The organism is Bacillus sp. AY18-3, from assembly GCF_008042305.1.
GTDB lineage: Bacteria > Bacillota > Bacilli > Bacillales > Bacillaceae_G > Bacillus_A > Bacillus_A wiedmannii.
On sequence record NZ_QKQR01000038.1, the window covers coordinates 29,637 to 45,237 of the forward strand.

Annotated in this window: 18 protein-coding genes and 1 riboswitch; of the genes, 14 read left to right on the plus strand and 4 right to left on the minus strand. The window is 34.6% G+C overall.

Features of this window, described 5'->3' with window-relative positions; translation table 11 throughout:
• Positions 1–59: 59 nt before the first annotated feature.
• Positions 60–104: riboswitch (PreQ1 riboswitch) on the plus strand.
• Positions 105–110: 6 nt separating this feature from the next.
• The 3 genes from DM800_RS26170 (at position 111) to DM800_RS26180 (ending at position 1,596) form a co-directional block, all read left to right on the plus strand.
• Entirely contained in the window at positions 111–599 is a 489-nt protein-coding gene (locus DM800_RS26170) for a QueT transporter family protein (RefSeq protein WP_048543446.1), read from the plus strand.
• A gap of 148 nt (positions 600–747) precedes the next feature.
• Positions 748–1,407, plus strand: coding sequence for a ribonuclease H family protein (locus DM800_RS26175; protein ID WP_098134021.1), 660 nt, complete (start codon positions 748–750; stop codon positions 1,405–1,407).
• Between the two features lie 12 nt (positions 1,408–1,419).
• Positions 1,420–1,596, plus strand: a complete 177-nt coding sequence (locus tag DM800_RS26180) for a zinc-finger domain-containing protein (protein WP_000358801.1) — start codon at positions 1,420–1,422, stop codon at positions 1,594–1,596.
• Positions 1,597–1,629: 33 nt separating this feature from the next.
• Here the strand turns inward: DM800_RS26180 and DM800_RS26185 are convergent, their stop codons facing one another.
• Positions 1,630–1,878, minus strand: coding sequence for a DUF2564 family protein (locus DM800_RS26185; RefSeq protein WP_000534395.1), 249 nt, complete (start codon positions 1,876–1,878; stop codon positions 1,630–1,632).
• 119 nt (positions 1,879–1,997) lie between these two features.
• Positions 1,998–2,195, minus strand: a complete 198-nt coding sequence (gene cspB / locus DM800_RS26190; RefSeq protein WP_001161731.1) for a cold shock-like protein CspB — start codon at positions 2,193–2,195, stop codon at positions 1,998–2,000.
• A 266-nt stretch (positions 2,196–2,461) separates the two neighbouring features.
• Between cspB and DM800_RS26195 the strand changes: the two genes are divergently transcribed.
• The 8 genes from DM800_RS26195 (at position 2,462) to DM800_RS26230 (ending at position 9,078) form a co-directional block, all read left to right on the plus strand.
• Positions 2,462–3,190 (plus strand): YqcI/YcgG family protein, encoded by a 729-nt coding sequence (locus tag DM800_RS26195; RefSeq protein ID WP_087985587.1) that lies wholly within the window; start codon positions 2,462–2,464, stop codon positions 3,188–3,190.
• Between the two features lie 138 nt (positions 3,191–3,328).
• On the plus strand, positions 3,329–3,961 hold the full coding sequence (locus DM800_RS26200; RefSeq protein WP_087985631.1) for a LysE family transporter: 633 nt from the start codon (positions 3,329–3,331) through the stop codon (positions 3,959–3,961).
• A 19-nt stretch (positions 3,962–3,980) separates the two neighbouring features.
• Positions 3,981–4,274 carry a hypothetical protein gene (locus tag DM800_RS26205; protein ID WP_000286360.1) on the plus strand — a complete coding sequence of 98 codons (294 nt, stop codon included), beginning with the start codon at positions 3,981–3,983 and terminating at the stop codon, positions 4,272–4,274.
• An 82-nt stretch (positions 4,275–4,356) separates the two neighbouring features.
• Positions 4,357–4,986 carry a sterol desaturase family protein gene (locus tag DM800_RS26210; protein WP_000832138.1) on the plus strand — a complete coding sequence of 210 codons (630 nt, stop codon included), beginning with the start codon at positions 4,357–4,359 and terminating at the stop codon, positions 4,984–4,986.
• A 308-nt stretch (positions 4,987–5,294) separates the two neighbouring features.
• Positions 5,295–5,636, plus strand: a complete 342-nt coding sequence (locus tag DM800_RS26215) for a DUF485 domain-containing protein (RefSeq protein ID WP_147787950.1) — start codon at positions 5,295–5,297, stop codon at positions 5,634–5,636.
• Between the two features lie 2 nt (positions 5,637–5,638).
• A complete protein-coding gene (locus DM800_RS26220) occupies positions 5,639–7,189 on the plus strand; it encodes a solute symporter family protein (protein ID WP_001103252.1) in 1,551 nt (516 codons plus the stop codon).
• A gap of 180 nt (positions 7,190–7,369) precedes the next feature.
• The gene (locus DM800_RS26225) at positions 7,370–8,719 is read left to right on the plus strand and encodes an aspartate aminotransferase family protein (RefSeq protein ID WP_147787951.1); all 1,350 of its coding nucleotides are present in this window, start codon (positions 7,370–7,372) and stop codon (positions 8,717–8,719) included.
• A gap of 80 nt (positions 8,720–8,799) precedes the next feature.
• Complete coding sequence (locus DM800_RS26230; RefSeq protein ID WP_147787952.1) at positions 8,800–9,078, plus strand: DUF3986 family protein; 279 nt, start codon at positions 8,800–8,802, stop codon at positions 9,076–9,078.
• A 70-nt stretch (positions 9,079–9,148) separates the two neighbouring features.
• On the opposite strand, the gene DM800_RS26235 is transcribed toward DM800_RS26230, so the two are convergent.
• Complete coding sequence (locus tag DM800_RS26235; protein ID WP_147787953.1) at positions 9,149–10,312, minus strand: cation:proton antiporter; 1,164 nt, start codon at positions 10,310–10,312, stop codon at positions 9,149–9,151.
• A gap of 332 nt (positions 10,313–10,644) precedes the next feature.
• On the opposite strand from DM800_RS26235, the gene DM800_RS26240 reads away from it, so the two are divergent.
• The 3 genes from DM800_RS26240 to DM800_RS26250 all read left to right on the plus strand — a co-directional run bounded on the left by DM800_RS26240 (position 10,645) and on the right by DM800_RS26250 (position 14,745).
• Positions 10,645–12,318 (plus strand): ribonuclease J, encoded by a 1,674-nt coding sequence (locus DM800_RS26240; RefSeq protein ID WP_147787954.1) that lies wholly within the window; start codon positions 10,645–10,647, stop codon positions 12,316–12,318.
• A gap of 96 nt (positions 12,319–12,414) precedes the next feature.
• Positions 12,415–13,260 (plus strand): MerR family transcriptional regulator, encoded by an 846-nt coding sequence (locus DM800_RS26245; RefSeq protein ID WP_147787955.1) that lies wholly within the window; start codon positions 12,415–12,417, stop codon positions 13,258–13,260.
• 129 nt (positions 13,261–13,389) lie between these two features.
• Entirely contained in the window at positions 13,390–14,745 is a 1,356-nt protein-coding gene (locus DM800_RS26250) for an MATE family efflux transporter (RefSeq protein WP_087985632.1), read from the plus strand.
• Positions 14,746–14,781: 36 nt separating this feature from the next.
• On the opposite strand, the gene DM800_RS26255 is transcribed toward DM800_RS26250, so the two are convergent.
• Positions 14,782–15,447, minus strand: a complete 666-nt coding sequence (locus DM800_RS26255; protein WP_000923941.1) for a DUF421 domain-containing protein — start codon at positions 15,445–15,447, stop codon at positions 14,782–14,784.
• Between the last annotated feature and the right edge of the window lie 154 nt (positions 15,448–15,601).

A 15,601-nucleotide genomic window follows, 5' to 3' on the forward strand; every position in this document is an offset into this window, starting at 1 on the left:
GAATCTATTGACGAGAGAGTGTGTATTGCGTAGAATATATTCTTGTTGCTTAAAAAACGAATAACGTGGTTCGAAACCATCCCACGTAAAAAAACTAAGGAGATTTTGTCATGAATATAAGAACATTAGTCGGTAATGGTATTTTAGCGGCATTATATATTGCTGTTTCTATGCTTATTCAGCCATTTGGCTTTACGAGTGTACAGTTTCGTATTTCAGAGATGTTTAATCATCTTGTTGTATTTAATAAGAAAGCAATTTACGGAATTGTATTAGGTGTATTTTTAACAAATCTCTTTTTCTCACCTATGATCGCTTACGATTTAGTATTTGGAGTAGGGCAATCTATTCTTGCATTAGTTGCAACGATTATTTCTATGCGATTTATTAAAGGTGTTTGGGCTCGTATGATTTTTAATACAGTTATTTTTACAATTACAATGTTTATGATTGCAATTGAGCTTCATCTTGCATTTGATTTACCATTTATGTTGACTTGGTTAACATGTGCCGTCGGTGAATTTGTTGTCATGGCAATTGGTATGCCTGTAATGTACTGGATTAATAAACGAGTACAATTTGAAAGATTTATGCAATAGATGAAAGAGCTATTCCTATAGGGATAGCTCTTTTTGTATGTAATCATATTGAATATAATGCTGTGACTCTTGATACAATATAATAAAATAAAGTGAGGCTTTCATTAGCTGACTACATATAAGAAGTCTTATATAAGGGGAATCTAGTATGAAATATAAAATTCATTGGTTGTATAAAACAAAGAGCGGATTGCAGACGGAATTAACGACAGATTATATGAACATAGAAGATGTATTGCAATTTGCAGAGGATTTCGAGAAAACAGGAAGAGTGAAAGAACTATCATTTTATGATGAAATGGATGCAGAATGGTCATTAAAGGAAATGAAAAAGCTGAGTAAACAAGTAGAGGAAGAGCCCCAAGAAATCCTCGTTTATTTTGATGGCGGTTATGATGTACAGACGAAAGAAGCTGGAGTAGGTATATGTGTATACTATAAAAAAGGAAATACAAAATACCGAATTCGCCGTAATGCATATATAGAAGGTATATATGATAATAATGAAGCGGAATATGCATCATTACTATATGGCATGAATATACTCGAGGAATTCGGAATTAAGTATGAAGCAGTTACACTTCGCGGCGATTCTCAAGTTGTACTGCAGCAATTGGCTGGAGAATGGCCTTGTTATGATGAGCATTTAAATCATTACTTAGATCAAATTGAACAAAAAGCGAAGCAAATGAAATTAAAACTTGTAAGTGAGCCGATATCTAGAAAACAAAATAAAGAAGCGCATCAATTAGCTACGCAAGCATTAGAAGGAACAGTCATTGATAGTCATAAAGAAATAACCGAATAGAGAGGTGCAAAGGTGGATAAAAAGCAACTCATTACAGAGGTAAATGACTTATTAGAAACGTATTGTGAAGGATGTTTCTTGCGAGAACATAATCGAAAGACAAATAGTAAGTATTACGCTCATTCATTTTGTATACGACAATGTACAGTTGGAGAAACATTGAAAAAGTATGGGGAACAGTTATCATGAAAAAACATCCAGAGAAAATTCTCTGGATGTTTTTTAGTGTCTTGCTTCGTTTAGTTGATGCTCGCATTTACTTAATTTCTTTTCCTCATTCATTAAAAATGGCTCATCTAAATCTGTCGCAACAGATTTCATAATTTCAAGCTGAGAGCGAGCGGCTTCTACAGCAGTAGTCGCATGCTCTAATGTATCTGGATCCATTGAAATTGTCGCTGACCCTACCATTTTTTGTGCTGTTTCTACACGGAATTTCACTTCTTCAAAATCATTTACTTCTGATCCCATTATTACTTCCTCCTTTGTATATTGCGCATTTCACATAGTTTTTGCTCTGTAAAACGGAAATATACAAAGGAATAACAAAGGAGGTTACCAAGTAAGGTAACCTCCTGTTATATGTTGGATTAAAGTTTTACTACGTTAGCAGCTTGAGGTCCGCGGTTTCCTTCAGTGATATCGAAAGATACTTCTTGACCTTCTTCTAAAGCTTTGTAGCCGTCACCTTGAATAGCAGAGAAATGTACGAATACATCGTCAGCGCCTTCCATTTCGATAAATCCAAAACCTTTTTCGTTGTTAAACCATTTTACTTTTCCTTGCATGTTACAATTCCTCCTAAAAACATTTGCTTTTTTCATTTAGTGAAATTCATTTGAAAGATAATATAAACTAAAAATGCTATAATCTTGAATATTCTGCTAAATGATTAATTTAAATATACACGAATTGGTAGAAATTAGTCAAGTAAGCGATTTTATTTTTTTGTATTTTTAAATAATTTTTCAGCCGAATTTTTAAATAGGTATAGGACAGGCCGAGTATGTAATATTCTTAATTGAATGCTATACATAATGAGGTGAAAGAAAGAATGAATGAGTCTTATTTATTAGATAATGAAGGAATGAGAACGAGAACTGACATACCAAATTGGGTTACAAAAGAATTTCAAAATTTTTCGAGTGTCGTGCTAGAACCAACTTTCCCATGTTATTTCGGCTTAACAGCTTTGAAAAAGAATGAACTTCGTTATTCATTTCTCTCTCATAATGATTGGAGTCATTTGCCACATACAATGTTATCTTTTTTAGAGTTAATGAAAGAGCGCCCAATTGTAAGAAGAGGATTCTTTCTTTTTGTGGAACCGGAATGTGAGGAACAATCACTGGAATATTATCGTGAGTACTTTTGGAAAGTACTACAATATTTACATGAAAACGATGACCAAACATGGCCGAAGCAAATTCCTGAAGACCCAGACCATTACTTATGGGAATTTTCATTTGGTGGTGAACCGATATTCGCATTTGGAAATGCGCCAGCTTATAAACAACGAAAAACTAGGCATTTAGGAAATTCTCTCGTTATTGGATTTCAACCGCGTACCATCTTTGATGGATTAGAAGGGGAGCGCCCTAAAGGAGCATATTCAAGACAAACGGTCCGAGATCGAGTTGAAAAGTGGGATCAGCTGCCGAAACACCCTAACATTAGTCATTATGGTGATCCAGATCATCGCGAATGGAAACAATACTTCATAGGAGACGATGTAGAGCCGATAAAAGGAAAATGTCCTTTTCTTCATAAGTTAGAAAAGTAAGAGCCATCATCGAGATGGCTCTTTTGCATATTTTGGATAAAAAGGGGTATTTTAGTAGTAAATATTTTGATGAAAGCTAGTCTATTTTTAATCATTACATCATTACTTAATAGTAAAGGAAGTAGAAAGGATAGAGCGATGTTTGGAGCGATTATACAACAAATTGTATTAGGTATTTCATTAGCTGCGCCAGTAGGTCCGATTAATATTGAAATGTTAAAACGAGGAATTGAACGAGGTTTTTGGCATGCATGGGTTGTTGGAATTGGTGGAATGACTGCAGATATTTTGTTTATGCTTCTCATTTATTTCGGTTTATCTTCTGTGTTTATGTATACATATGTACAAGCTTTTATGTATTGCACAGGGTTTTTCTTATTATTTTATTTAGGATTTCAAAGTGTAAAACAAGGAATTTCCCACTCGAATATGGAATATAAAAAGGAAGAGGTAGGTGGCCTTAAACAATCGTTTATGGCAGGTTTTTTAATTGCGATATCCAATCCATTAAATCTTGTTTTTTGGTTTGGTATATACGGAAGTACACTTAGCTCATTGCTTACGAAGGTAACGAAACAAGAAGCCTTTTTATACAGTCTTTGTATTATTGTTGGCATTATTTTATGGAATTTAAATATTGCTTTTTCTATCCATTTTGGCAGAACTTTATTAAAGCAAAAAGCACTTGGCTATATAACAGCCGGAGCCGGTATTATTTTAGTAGGATATTCTATCCATTTTGCATACAAAGCTTTACAGTTGTTCACATAAGATTGAAGGGGAGATTTTTATGTATCGAACCACTATTGACGGAAAAGAAATTATTATTACGTTAGCACCCAAAATCCGAAAAGAAATTACTGATAGGAATCCACTATATGAAGCGGTATTTCATAATGCAGCAAGATTACTGCAAACAAAGCAACCAACGTTTGCGCTAAATCATGAAATATTTGGGCTCATTATTGGAGAGGTACAAAGAGGAGAAGTAACAGTGTTTGCGGTGGAACATATTATTCCAAAGCAAAATATATTTGGATCGAACAATTTTTTCTCGACAATAGAGCAGCAGGCAAATTTGTAAAGTGAATAGAATAAAATAAAAAATAAAAGAAATAGTCGTAACGATATGTTGCGGCTGTTTTTTTGGAAAAGGGGGAAGGAAGATGAAGAGAGTGGGGAAAGAGTTCTTTTTACAACATGATATCGTTATTATGTATAGTATTTTATTTATTTTCATCATTATTTTAAAAATGCAATTTTTCACATGGATCGGTATGTTCGCGTGTTTGTTTGGGATTGTTTTTTATACGCTTAACGAATATATGACACATCGGTTTTTATTCCATTTAAAGCCACCTAAAAACGTATTTTTATTAAAAATGTTAAGAAGATTACATTATGATCATCATGTATATCCAGATGATTTAAAACTATTGTTTTTGCCTGTATGGTTTAGTATACCTAGCTTTACTATATATTTACTTATAGCATATGGTATAACAAAAAGTGCTACTATTACACTTTCATTCGGAATTGGAATGATTATCATGCTTCTCGTTTATGAATGGAAACATTATATTGCACATAAGCCGATTCGTCCGTTCACTAAGTTTGGAAGATGGCTAAAAAAACAGCACATATTACACCATTATAAAAATGAAAAGTTTTGGTTTGGTGTTTCAAATCCAGTATTCGATTTCATATTTGGAACACTTAAAGATGGGAAAGACGTTGAATTAAGTGAAACAGCTCGTAATTTAGAAAAAGAGAAAAAGACAGAAGTAGTGCGATAAGCACTACTTTTTTTATTTGGAAATTTGCCGGGTGGTAAAATTCCCGCCTCACAATCCGACAAATATGAGGAAGTTAGATGGAAGATAACCTCCTGTAAAGCTTGACTGGTGAGGAATTGAAGTGCGTAATTTTTATGTTGAAAAAGTATATTAAAAACTTAGGAGAAATTGGCGAAAAATGTCTATCGAAAAATCTTTGCAGGAATGTATGGATTGTCTAAAATAGAAATAAGTTTCTGAATATTTATAAAATTTAGTCTTTAGGTATACAGGGGGAATTGTATTTTCAGTAAGAGAGGGGAATGGGAATGAAAAGAGATGATACATCAGCACGTAAGTTACAAAATGAAGTGAATTATACAGAGGTTGTTCAGTCAGAAGAATTTCAATTGCTATTAAATACGAAAAAGAAGTTTATCGTTCCGATGAGTATTTTCTTTTTAAGCTTTTTTATTGCATTACCTATTTTAACATCGTATTCAAAGGTGCTCAATACACCAGCATTTGTGGATGTTACGTGGGCATGGGTGTTTGCATTTGCGCAATTTATCATGACGTGGTCATTATGTATGATTTATAGCAAAAAAGCAGAATCCTTTGATAAAATCTCGCAAAAAATTCTACAAGATATGCAAAAAGGGAGGGGCTAACTTTGAATGTAACCGCTTTTGCATTATTTTTAATCATCGTTCTTGGTACACTCGTCATAACTTATTTTGCATCGAAGAAAACGAAAAATGCGAGTGAGTTTTATACAGCTGGAGGGGGATTAACTGGTTGGCAAAATGGTCTGGCCATTGCGGGAGATTACATGTCTGCTGCGTCTTTTCTTGGTATAGCCGGAGCCATCGCATTAACTGGTTTTGATGGGTTCTTTTATAGTATCGGTTTCTTAGTTGCTTACTTAGTTGTATTATACTTAGTTGCAGAGCCACTTCGAAATTTAGGGAAGTACACGTTAGCAGATATGATTGCGGCGCGTTTTGATGCGAAAAAAGTTCGCGGCGTTGCAGCGCTTAATACAATGACGATTTCAATTTTTTATATGATTGCACAATTAGTTGGGGCTGGTGCACTTATTAAATTATTATTAGGAATCGAATATACGACATCCGTTTTAATCGTTGGTACATTAATGACAGTGTACGTTATTTTTGGCGGAATGACTGCGACGAGCTGGGTACAAATTGTTAAGGCTGTATTACTTATGGCTGGTACATTTATTATTTCTGTTATCGTTTTCTCAAAATTTAATTTTAGTGTGACTGAAATGTTCGCTCAAATGAAAACAGCTACGCCATTAAAAGATTCATTTTTAAATCCAGGGGTAAAGTATAAGGATGGTCTTGATACACTGTCTTTAAATTTAGGACTAGTTCTTGGTACTGCCGGATTACCACATATTCTTGTTCGCTTTTTTACAGTACGTGATGCAAAAACGGCACGGCAATCTGTTGTGTACGCTACGTGGTTAATTGGCGCATTTTATATTATGACAATCTTCTTAGGATTTGGGGCAGCAGCATTTGTAGGAAATGAGGCAATTATGAAAGCAAACCCTGCTGGTAATATGGCAGCACCTTTATTAGCTAAAGCGTTAGGTGGAGATTTCTTATTTGCTTTCGTATCAGCAATTGCCTTTGCAACTATTTTAGCTGTAGTGGCAGGCCTTGTATTAACAGCAGCATCAGCATTTGCACATGATTTTTATAATGAAATTATTCGCAAGGGGAAATCAACGGAAAAAGAGCAAGTGTCAATGGCTCGCTATGCGTCTATTGGGGTAGCGGTATTATCCATTATACTAGCGTTATTTGCTCAAACGTTGAACGTAGCATTTTTAGTTTCATTAGCATTTGCAGTTGCAGCGAGTGCAAATCTACCAGTTATATTATTCACAATATATTGGAAGCGCTTCAATACAACAGGTGCCATTTCGGGTATGGTCGTTGGTCTTGTATCAGCAATTGTTCTCGTAGCGTTAAGTCCAAATGTTTGGAACCCTGTAGCTGGAAAAGCTATATTTGTTGGGGAAGCGATATTCCCATATACGACACCTGGAATTATTTCAATTCCGCTTGGATTCCTTGCAGCATATTTAGGAACCGTGTTATCTAGTAAGAAAGAAGATGCTGCGAAATTTGATGAGATTCTTGTGAAATCTAATACAGGTCATGGTGTTAGTGATGCATCGTCACATTAAAAAGAGAAGGGCTTTTCGATATATAAGAAAAGCTCTTTTTTTCTTGTAAATATTACTGTATTGTAAGTAGGATTTTGTCTTAATTTTGTGGAATGAAAATAAGCAGGGAGAAAATTAAATCATCATGGCACCAGCACAGCTTTTGTGAAAAATAAGTTGTTATGGAAGGTGGAAGAAATGATGAAAACGAAACAGACTGATGAATTATTAGCAAAAGATGAGCAATATGTTTGGCACGGAATGCGTCCCTTTAGTCCAAATAGTACAATGGTAGGGGCAAAAGCAGAAGGGTGCTGGGTTGAAGATATAGAAGGGAAAAGATATTTAGATGGTATGAGTGGTCTTTGGTGTGTGAATAGTGGATATGGCAGAAAAGAGCTCGCAGAGGCGGCTTATAAGCAATTACAAACATTATCATACTTTCCAATGTCACAATCGCATGAACCGGCTATAAAGCTTGCAGAAAAATTAAATGAGTGGCTTGGAGGAGAGTATGTTATTTTCTTCTCTAATAGTGGCTCGGAAGCGAACGAAACAGCTTTTAAAATAGCAAGACAATACTATGCTCAAAAAGGTGAACCGCATCGTTATAAATTTATGTCACGTTACCGCGGGTATCATGGAAATACAATGGCAACGATGGCAGCGACTGGACAAGCACAGCGTAGATATCAATATGAGCCATTTGCTTCAGGATTTTTACATGTAACGCCGCCAGATTGTTATCGTATGCCTGGAATAGAAAGAGAGAATATTTATGATGTAGAATGTGTAAAAGAAGTAGATCGCGTTATGACATGGGAATTAAGTGAAACGATTGCAGCTTTTATTATGGAACCAATTATTACGGGCGGAGGCATTTTAATGCCGCCACAAGACTATATGAAAGCTGTTCATGAAACGTGTCAAAAACACGGTGCCTTGCTCATTAGTGATGAAGTGATTTGCGGTTTCGGACGTACAGGAAAAGCATTTGGATTTATGAATTATGACGTTCAGCCAGATATTATTACGATGGCAAAAGGGATTACGAGCGCATATTTACCGTTATCAGCGACAGCTGTGAAAAAAGAAATATATGAAGCATTTAAAGGGAAGGGAGAATATGAATTCTTCCGTCATATTAATACATTTGGTGGAAATCCTGCAGCTTGTGCATTAGCGCTTAAAAACTTAGAGATTATGGAAAATGAAAATTTAATTGAGCGATCTGCACAAATGGGCTCGCTTTTATTAGAGCAATTAAAAGAAGAAATTGGAGAACATCCACTTGTAGGGGATATTAGAGGAAAAGGCCTACTAGTTGGAATCGAACTAGTAAATGATAAAGAGACGAAAGAGCCAATTGATAACGACAAAATTGCAAGTGTTGTAAATGCTTGTAAAGAAAAAGGTTTAATTATTGGACGAAACGGCATGACAACAGCAGGATATAATAACGTCTTAACGTTAGCACCACCGCTTGTTATCTCAGGTGAAGAAATTGCCTTTGTTGTTGGAACGTTGAAGACAGCGATGGAACGCATTTAATGAACGAAGCGAGCCGCAATACGGCTCGCTTTTGTTTATTATGTGAAATATGATAAATTTTCAAAGGGAGGGGAATTTTTATGAAGAAATATGATCCTAGTCAACATTATCACATCGGATATTATGAAGATGGATATGATTTAGAAGTGACGGCGTACAAAAGAATAAATGAACCAGTTTGGGATGCTTATATTCCGCACTATGAGGCAGACGACTTTTATAAAAAAGTGGAGGAAATGAAACTAGGTGAATATATAGATGATTACGGCATTATGGTGTATTCATTTCGTAATGATATGGATGATGAAGAAGCACGAACTATGTTTGAAAACTGGTTAAAAAAGAATGGAATTGTTTAAAGATAAAATGAAAAAAGAGATTACTATCTTATAAGATAGTAATCTCTTTTTATTGTAGAAAGCTTATTTACTATTTACTTGCTTTCATTACTTTATCTTTTGCACCAAAAGTGTATTTTAACATTGGTGGTGTAATCATTGTAGTTAAAATAACGACAATAACGATAGCTGTAAAGTAATCTTGTGCTAGTAGACCTGAAGAAAGTCCTGTTCCTGCGATGATAAGTGCAACTTCACCACGAGAAACCATTCCAGCACCGATAATTGCAGAAGACTTAGCGTCAAATCCAGTCATTCGTGCACCAAATCCACAACCAATTAGTTTCGTTAATACAGCGATTACTGTTAATGCTAGGATGAACCAAATTTGATTGCCAATACCGTCAAATGTAATATTCATACCGATACTAACGAAGAATACTGGAACGAACATAGCGTAAGCGATTGGTTCTACTTTCTTTTCTACTTCATGTTTGTAGTTCGTTTGAGAAATAGCGATACCAGCTGCGAAAGCACCGATAATACCAGCAATTCCTAATAGTTCGCCGAAATATGCGAATGAGAAACAGATGATAAGAGCCGCGCTCACGATAGACTCAGATACGCGTAGTGGTGATAACCAGCGCATGATTGCAGGAACACCTTTCCATCCGATTAAAATAATAGAAGCGAAGAATACAACTTTCTTCAAGATAACCATTGTTAAGTTAACATCGTCTGTACCTAAGAAGCTCATTGCAAATGCTAATAAAATAACAACAAGAATGTCATCAAATACAGCCGCGCCAAGCATAGTTGTACTTTCACGTGTTTTCATCTTTCCTAAATCACGAAGTGTTTGTACGGAAATACTAACACTTGTCGCACATAGAAGTAATCCTAAAAATACAGCATTGCCTTGTTCCATTCCCATAACAAGACCAGAAACGTAACCACCTACGAATGGTAGAATGATACCTCCAAGGGCAACAGCTAAAGAAGAATTACGATTTGCATTTAATTCCTCTAAGTCTGTTTCAAGTCCTGCCATAAACATTAAAAGAATAACACCGACATTACTTAATTGTGTTAGAAGCTCTGAATTTTCAATCCAACCTAATATAGCTGGACCGATAACGATACCGACAATTAATTTACCGAGTACAGAAGGTTGACCTAGTCTAACACTAAGGTCACCAGCAAGCTTTGTACTTAATAAAATAAGTGCAATTTGAAAGAAAAATTCGAAATCCATCGGATCCTCTCCTCATCATTTTTATTTTTATCATACGATTTCTCGGAATTTGCCTAATGAAAATATGTAAAACCCATTAAACAAAGGGTCTGATTACAAGTTCTTTTGAACTCGTAATTTGAACCTGTAATTAATATATAATATATTTTACAAAAAATCAATGAAAAAATGGGAGCTTTTTTGGAGAGAAAAGGTGTTATTAGGGATATACATATAAGAATAGTGTGTGAATTTTTATATGTATGAAATAGTATGAAGCCCTTTTTCATTACAAATAATAAAGCCTAAATACGATTTCAAGAATTATAAATGTGAAAGGGAGGGCTTATCATTTGAAGTCATTAAAAAACAATTTGTCTATCGTTGCTTTAGGTGGAGTAAATGAAATAGGAAAAAATATGTACGCTATTCAATATGAAAATGATATTGTCGTTATTGATTGTGGATCTAAATTTCCAGATGAAAGTTTATTAGGAATTGATTTAATAATTCCAGACATCACATACTTACAAGAAAATAAAGAAAAAATTCGCGGGTTAGTCGTGACGCATGGACATGAGGACCATATTGGTGGAATACCATATTTTTTAAAACAACTAAACGTACCAATCTATGCGACGAAGTTAACGTTAGGTTTAATTGAAATTAAATTAAAAGAGCATAATCTTCAAAATGATACGGAATTAATCGTTATTCACGCAGAATCAGAAATCGATCTCGGTTCTATTAAGGCGACATTCTTTAAAACGAATCATAGTATTCCAGACTGTCTCGGTATTGTGTTTCATACACCAGAAGGTACTGTAGTACACACCGGGGATTTTAAATTTGATTTAACACCAGTAAATAACCAACATCCTGATATTCATAAAATGGCTAAAATAGGTAGTGAAGGTGTACTAGCTTTACTATCTGAAAGTACAAATGCAGAACGACCAGGTTTTACTCCATCAGAGAGATCGGTAGGGGAACGGATAGAGGAAATATTTATGAAAGCAAATAGAAAAGTAATTATTTCTACATTTGCTTCTAATGTGAATCGTGTTCAGCAAATAGTTGAAGCTTGCATAAAAACAAATCGAAAACTAGCTCTGCTCGGGAGAAGTATGGTAAATGTAGTAGAAGTTGCTCTAGAGAAAGGGTATTTACATATTCCAGACGACATGTTAATTGAAGCGAGTGAAGTAAATCGTTTAGATCCAAAGCAGGTAGCGATACTTTGTACAGGAAGTCAAGGAGAACCGATGGCAGCTTTAGCGCGTTTAGCGAGTGGAAACTATAGACAAGTTGATGTTTTAGCAGAAGATACGGTTATTATAGCGGCGACTCCGATTCCAGGCAATGAACGTAACGTTTCAAGAATTATAGATAATTTATTTGCTTTAGGAGCAAAAGTAATTTATGGATCAGGTAGTTCTACTGGAGTTCATGTATCTGGTCATGCGTATCAAGAAGAATTGAAATTAATGCTCACTTTAATGAAACCTAAATATTTTATCCCAATTCATGGAGAGTTTAGAATGCTACATCACCATAGCTTGTTAGCAGAATCAATTGGTGTCGAAAAAGAAAATATCTTTATCGTTCGTAATGGAGATGTTGTAGATATAAGTAATGAAGTGGCCATTCAATCTAGAAAAATACAGGCTGGAAATATATATGTAGATGGTTTAGGAATTGGTGATGTTGGAAATGCCTTATTACGTGATCGAAAACAACTTTCAGAAGATGGAATGCTCGTAATAGTTATTACCTTTAATAAAATGGATGGAGAAATTATTTCCGGTCCTGATATTATCTCTCGTGGATTCGTCTATGTTCGTGATTCAGAAGAATTTTTGAAGGAATTAAATAAATTAGCTGTTATTACGATTAATAATTTAAAGAAAGAGAATGTGAATAGCTGGGGTATTTTGAAAAGAGAAGTAAGAGAGGCTTTAGGGAAGTTTATATATACTAACACGAAAAGAAAACCGATGATCCTTCCTATAATAATAGAGGTTTAAGATTTAATAAAAAGAATTCTCTTAGGGGAATTCTTTTTTGTTTTGAAGACAGAATGAACATATAATGAAATAAATAGAAATGGAAGGAAATAAAAGATGTTATTAAATAAACGTTTTACAATTGGAGAAATGGCAAAAATGCATAATATAGCGGAATCTACTTTACGCTATTATGATGAAAAGGGGATTTTTCATCCGTCCATTGTGGACCCGCAAACAAATTATCGCTATTATACGATCGATCAATTTTCACTATTAGATACGATTAAATTTTTACGCCAATTAAATATTCCATTAAAGGAAATTAAGAAATATATTGATGAAAGAAATCCGGCATACGCACTCAATTTACTGGAAAAACAACAAGAAATGATGTTGAAAAAACAAAGAGAAATTGAGTATGCTTTGGCGAAAATGGAACATAAAATTCATTTAATTAAGGAAGCGACAAAAGCAGAAGCTGAACAAATGGTAATTAAAGAGATCCCGCAGCGAAAAATTACAGCAATTGCGGTTGCCCCGAATACGACGGATGATATGTTTGAGTACTATATTCATTCGTTGCAAAAAAATATGAAACAAATGGATGATAGCTTATTTTCTGGAGATATCGGTGTAACAGTTGCGAAAAAAGGATTAATGCAAAATGAGTTTCAAGCATATAGCAGTGTTTTTATTCTTTTGGATTACATGCCTTTTCAAATACATAGTTCAGATGAAATTAAAGAAGGCATGTTTGCCTGTGTATATCATCATGGACCATATGAAGAAACGGATGAAACATATAAGAAGTTAATGAAATATATTAATCAAGAAGGATACGAAGTAAGTGGAGATGCGATTGAGATTGCATTAATTGATTGGTCTGTAACAGATAATCCAGAGGAGCAAGTAACAGAAATTCAAATTCCTATAATGAAAAAACAAAGCAATAAGTTGTAGGACTCGTATCATTACAAATTGGCATCAAACACGATAATTAAGTTACCTATTTTTTAATTCTCTATTGACCTTCAAGTAACTTGAAGGTTTAAACTGTGAACAGAGCATTGAAAAAGGAGCATTTATATGATGGAAACAACAGAAAAGTTAAGAGAAAAACCGATAAAAAGTTTATTTATTTCTTATTTAATACCAGCCGTTCTTGGAATGGTGTTAATGTCAGTTAATATTGTGATTGATGCGGTTATGATTAGTAGGGGAGTTGGAGCGAACGGATTAGCAGGAGTAAACGTGGCTATTCCAGCGTTTTCAATTTTCTTCTCCATTTCATTATGGATTGGAATGGGCGGGGCAACGTTATATTCCATTGCACTAGGTGAAAATAAATTAGATAGGGCAAGATCTATTTTTACTCAATCCATGACGGTAGCAGTAATTATCGTAGGTGTGTTAGCAGCGATTTGCTTATGGAGAATAGAAGATTTAGCATACTTATTCGGTGCAAACGAAGTGATTTTACCGTATGCGTTAGACTATTTACACGTATTATTAACATTTGGAATGATATACGTTTTAGAAAATATTTTAAGTACATTTATACGAAATGACGGAAATCCTAATTTAGCAATGGCAGGTCTAGTTGTAACTGCTGTATTAAATATAGTGTTTGACTATATCTTTATTTTCATCTTTGGATGGGGTGTAACAGGTGCTGCTTCAGCGACTATTCTTTCAGCAGCAATTGGTTTCCTTGTATTATTAACGCATTTCTTTAGAAAAAGTAGTATTTTAAAGTGGACGAAATTCCATTTTGAATGGGATACAGTTAAACAAATTATGATTATAGGTTTTCCTAGTTTTACAGCAGAAAGTACAGTAGCGATTGTTACGATTGGTTTTAATATTGCATTCGTTCAATATGCAGGAGAAGTAGGAGTCGCTTCTTATGCGATGGTGAACAGTATTCATGCGATGACATTACTACTATTCTTCGGTGTTGGAGCAGCGTTACAACCGATCGCTAGTTTCCATTACGGGGCAAATTTACCAGAAAGATTGCGTGAAGGATTAAAGTTCGCTGTAAAAATTGCGGTAGTACTCGGTGGTATTGCAATAGTTATCGGATTATTCTTCGGGAAATATATTATTGGTCTATTTGATGTCCAATCTCCAGAGTTATTGGAGTTAACATTAACGGGTATTAGCTTGTTCTTTATCCAATATGTATTTTTAGGATATAACATTGTGTATGGAGAGTACTTCCAATCAGTGCGACAAACGACAAAATCAGTGCTGATTATAATGAGCCGAGGGTTACTATTTATTATTCCATTATTATGGATTATGCCAAAAGTATTTGGGATAAATGGAATTTGGCTCGTTATGCCAGTAGCTGAAGTATTGACAGCGATTATCGTATTTACGATGAATCGTATGAAACATCCTGTTCCATTAAATATGGCGGGAGAGAAAGAAGCGATTTAATGAAGAAAATCCCCTTGAGCAAGTAAGGGGATTTTTTTACTCTTTTAAACTAATCGCAAAAGATCCATCTGTTTCTTGAACAGACGCGAAAGCAACGCTTTTAATATTAGTGATGCCCTTTTCTTTTAATTCTTTATATAACCATTTTTCGTCTTTATGAATTAACTTTAAGTTATCGTATTGAATTTGCGAATCAACGATAAGGGCAATTGGTAATCCAGCATACGTAACATCTATGTTTAAATCTTTTGGAGTTAATGGTACAAGTTCACGCTTTGGTAAAATGCTAATGGCTCCATTCGCTTCTAAAATAGCATATTCAATTTCGTGAACACTTGGATATCCTGCGACGCGAAGGTTAGACAGTAGTTCAGCGATTGGATATCTACTTTTTTGTAAGTTTTCAAAAATAATATCACCATGTTTAATTAAAATGATAGGGTGCCCGAGAATAAAACGATTTAGTTTGTTTAGTAAGCTTAATTTTGTAAGAAGCAAATGTAAACATGTAATAACGACCATACCGAGAAAAGCTTGCAAAGCACCAGAGACAGGTATGGCCTGAAAAGCTAAATAAGATAAAAAGATAATAGCACCAAAATCATGAGGAGTTAGTTGTGCTAAAGCTGATTTACCGAGCATTTTAAGTGATAGTAAAAATAAGATGAAAAAGAACGATACGTTACATAAAAAGAGAAGCAATAGAGACACTCCTTCGTGCAAAGTTGTACTTACTGTTCCCGAAAGAAATATAAATATTACTTTCCAGAGGATAAATTAGGCTGAATTGGAATTTGTCTGTATACAAACAAATAAATGGATATTATCATGAAAGAAGCAAAGAACATAGGAGTAT

Excerpts from the sequence above, each read along its gene's own strand:
- DM800_RS26250 (WP_087985632.1), top strand. The coding sequence starts at position 13,390 with ATGGAAACAACAGAAAAGTTAAGAGAAAAACCGATAAAAAGTTTATTT.
- cspB (WP_001161731.1), bottom strand. The coding sequence starts at position 2,195 with ATGCAAGGAAAAGTAAAATGGTTTAACAACGAAAAAGGTTTTGGATTT.
- DM800_RS26170 (WP_048543446.1), top strand. The coding sequence starts at position 111 with ATGAATATAAGAACATTAGTCGGTAATGGTATTTTAGCGGCATTATAT.
- DM800_RS26245 (WP_147787955.1), top strand. The coding sequence starts at position 12,415 with ATGTTATTAAATAAACGTTTTACAATTGGAGAAATGGCAAAAATGCAT.
- DM800_RS26205 (WP_000286360.1), top strand. The coding sequence starts at position 3,981 with ATGTATCGAACCACTATTGACGGAAAAGAAATTATTATTACGTTAGCA.
- DM800_RS26230 (WP_147787952.1), top strand. The coding sequence starts at position 8,800 with ATGAAGAAATATGATCCTAGTCAACATTATCACATCGGATATTATGAA.
- DM800_RS26210 (WP_000832138.1), top strand. The coding sequence starts at position 4,357 with ATGAAGAGAGTGGGGAAAGAGTTCTTTTTACAACATGATATCGTTATT.
- DM800_RS26185 (WP_000534395.1), bottom strand. The coding sequence starts at position 1,878 with ATGGGATCAGAAGTAAATGATTTTGAAGAAGTGAAATTCCGTGTAGAA.
- DM800_RS26225 (WP_147787951.1), top strand. The coding sequence starts at position 7,370 with ATGAAAACGAAACAGACTGATGAATTATTAGCAAAAGATGAGCAATAT.
- DM800_RS26195 (WP_087985587.1), top strand. The coding sequence starts at position 2,462 with ATGAATGAGTCTTATTTATTAGATAATGAAGGAATGAGAACGAGAACT.
- DM800_RS26235 (WP_147787953.1), bottom strand. The coding sequence starts at position 10,312 with ATGGATTTCGAATTTTTCTTTCAAATTGCACTTATTTTATTAAGTACA.
- DM800_RS26175 (WP_098134021.1), top strand. The coding sequence starts at position 748 with ATGAAATATAAAATTCATTGGTTGTATAAAACAAAGAGCGGATTGCAG.
- DM800_RS26215 (WP_147787950.1), top strand. The coding sequence starts at position 5,295 with ATGAAAAGAGATGATACATCAGCACGTAAGTTACAAAATGAAGTGAAT.
- DM800_RS26200 (WP_087985631.1), top strand. The coding sequence starts at position 3,329 with ATGTTTGGAGCGATTATACAACAAATTGTATTAGGTATTTCATTAGCT.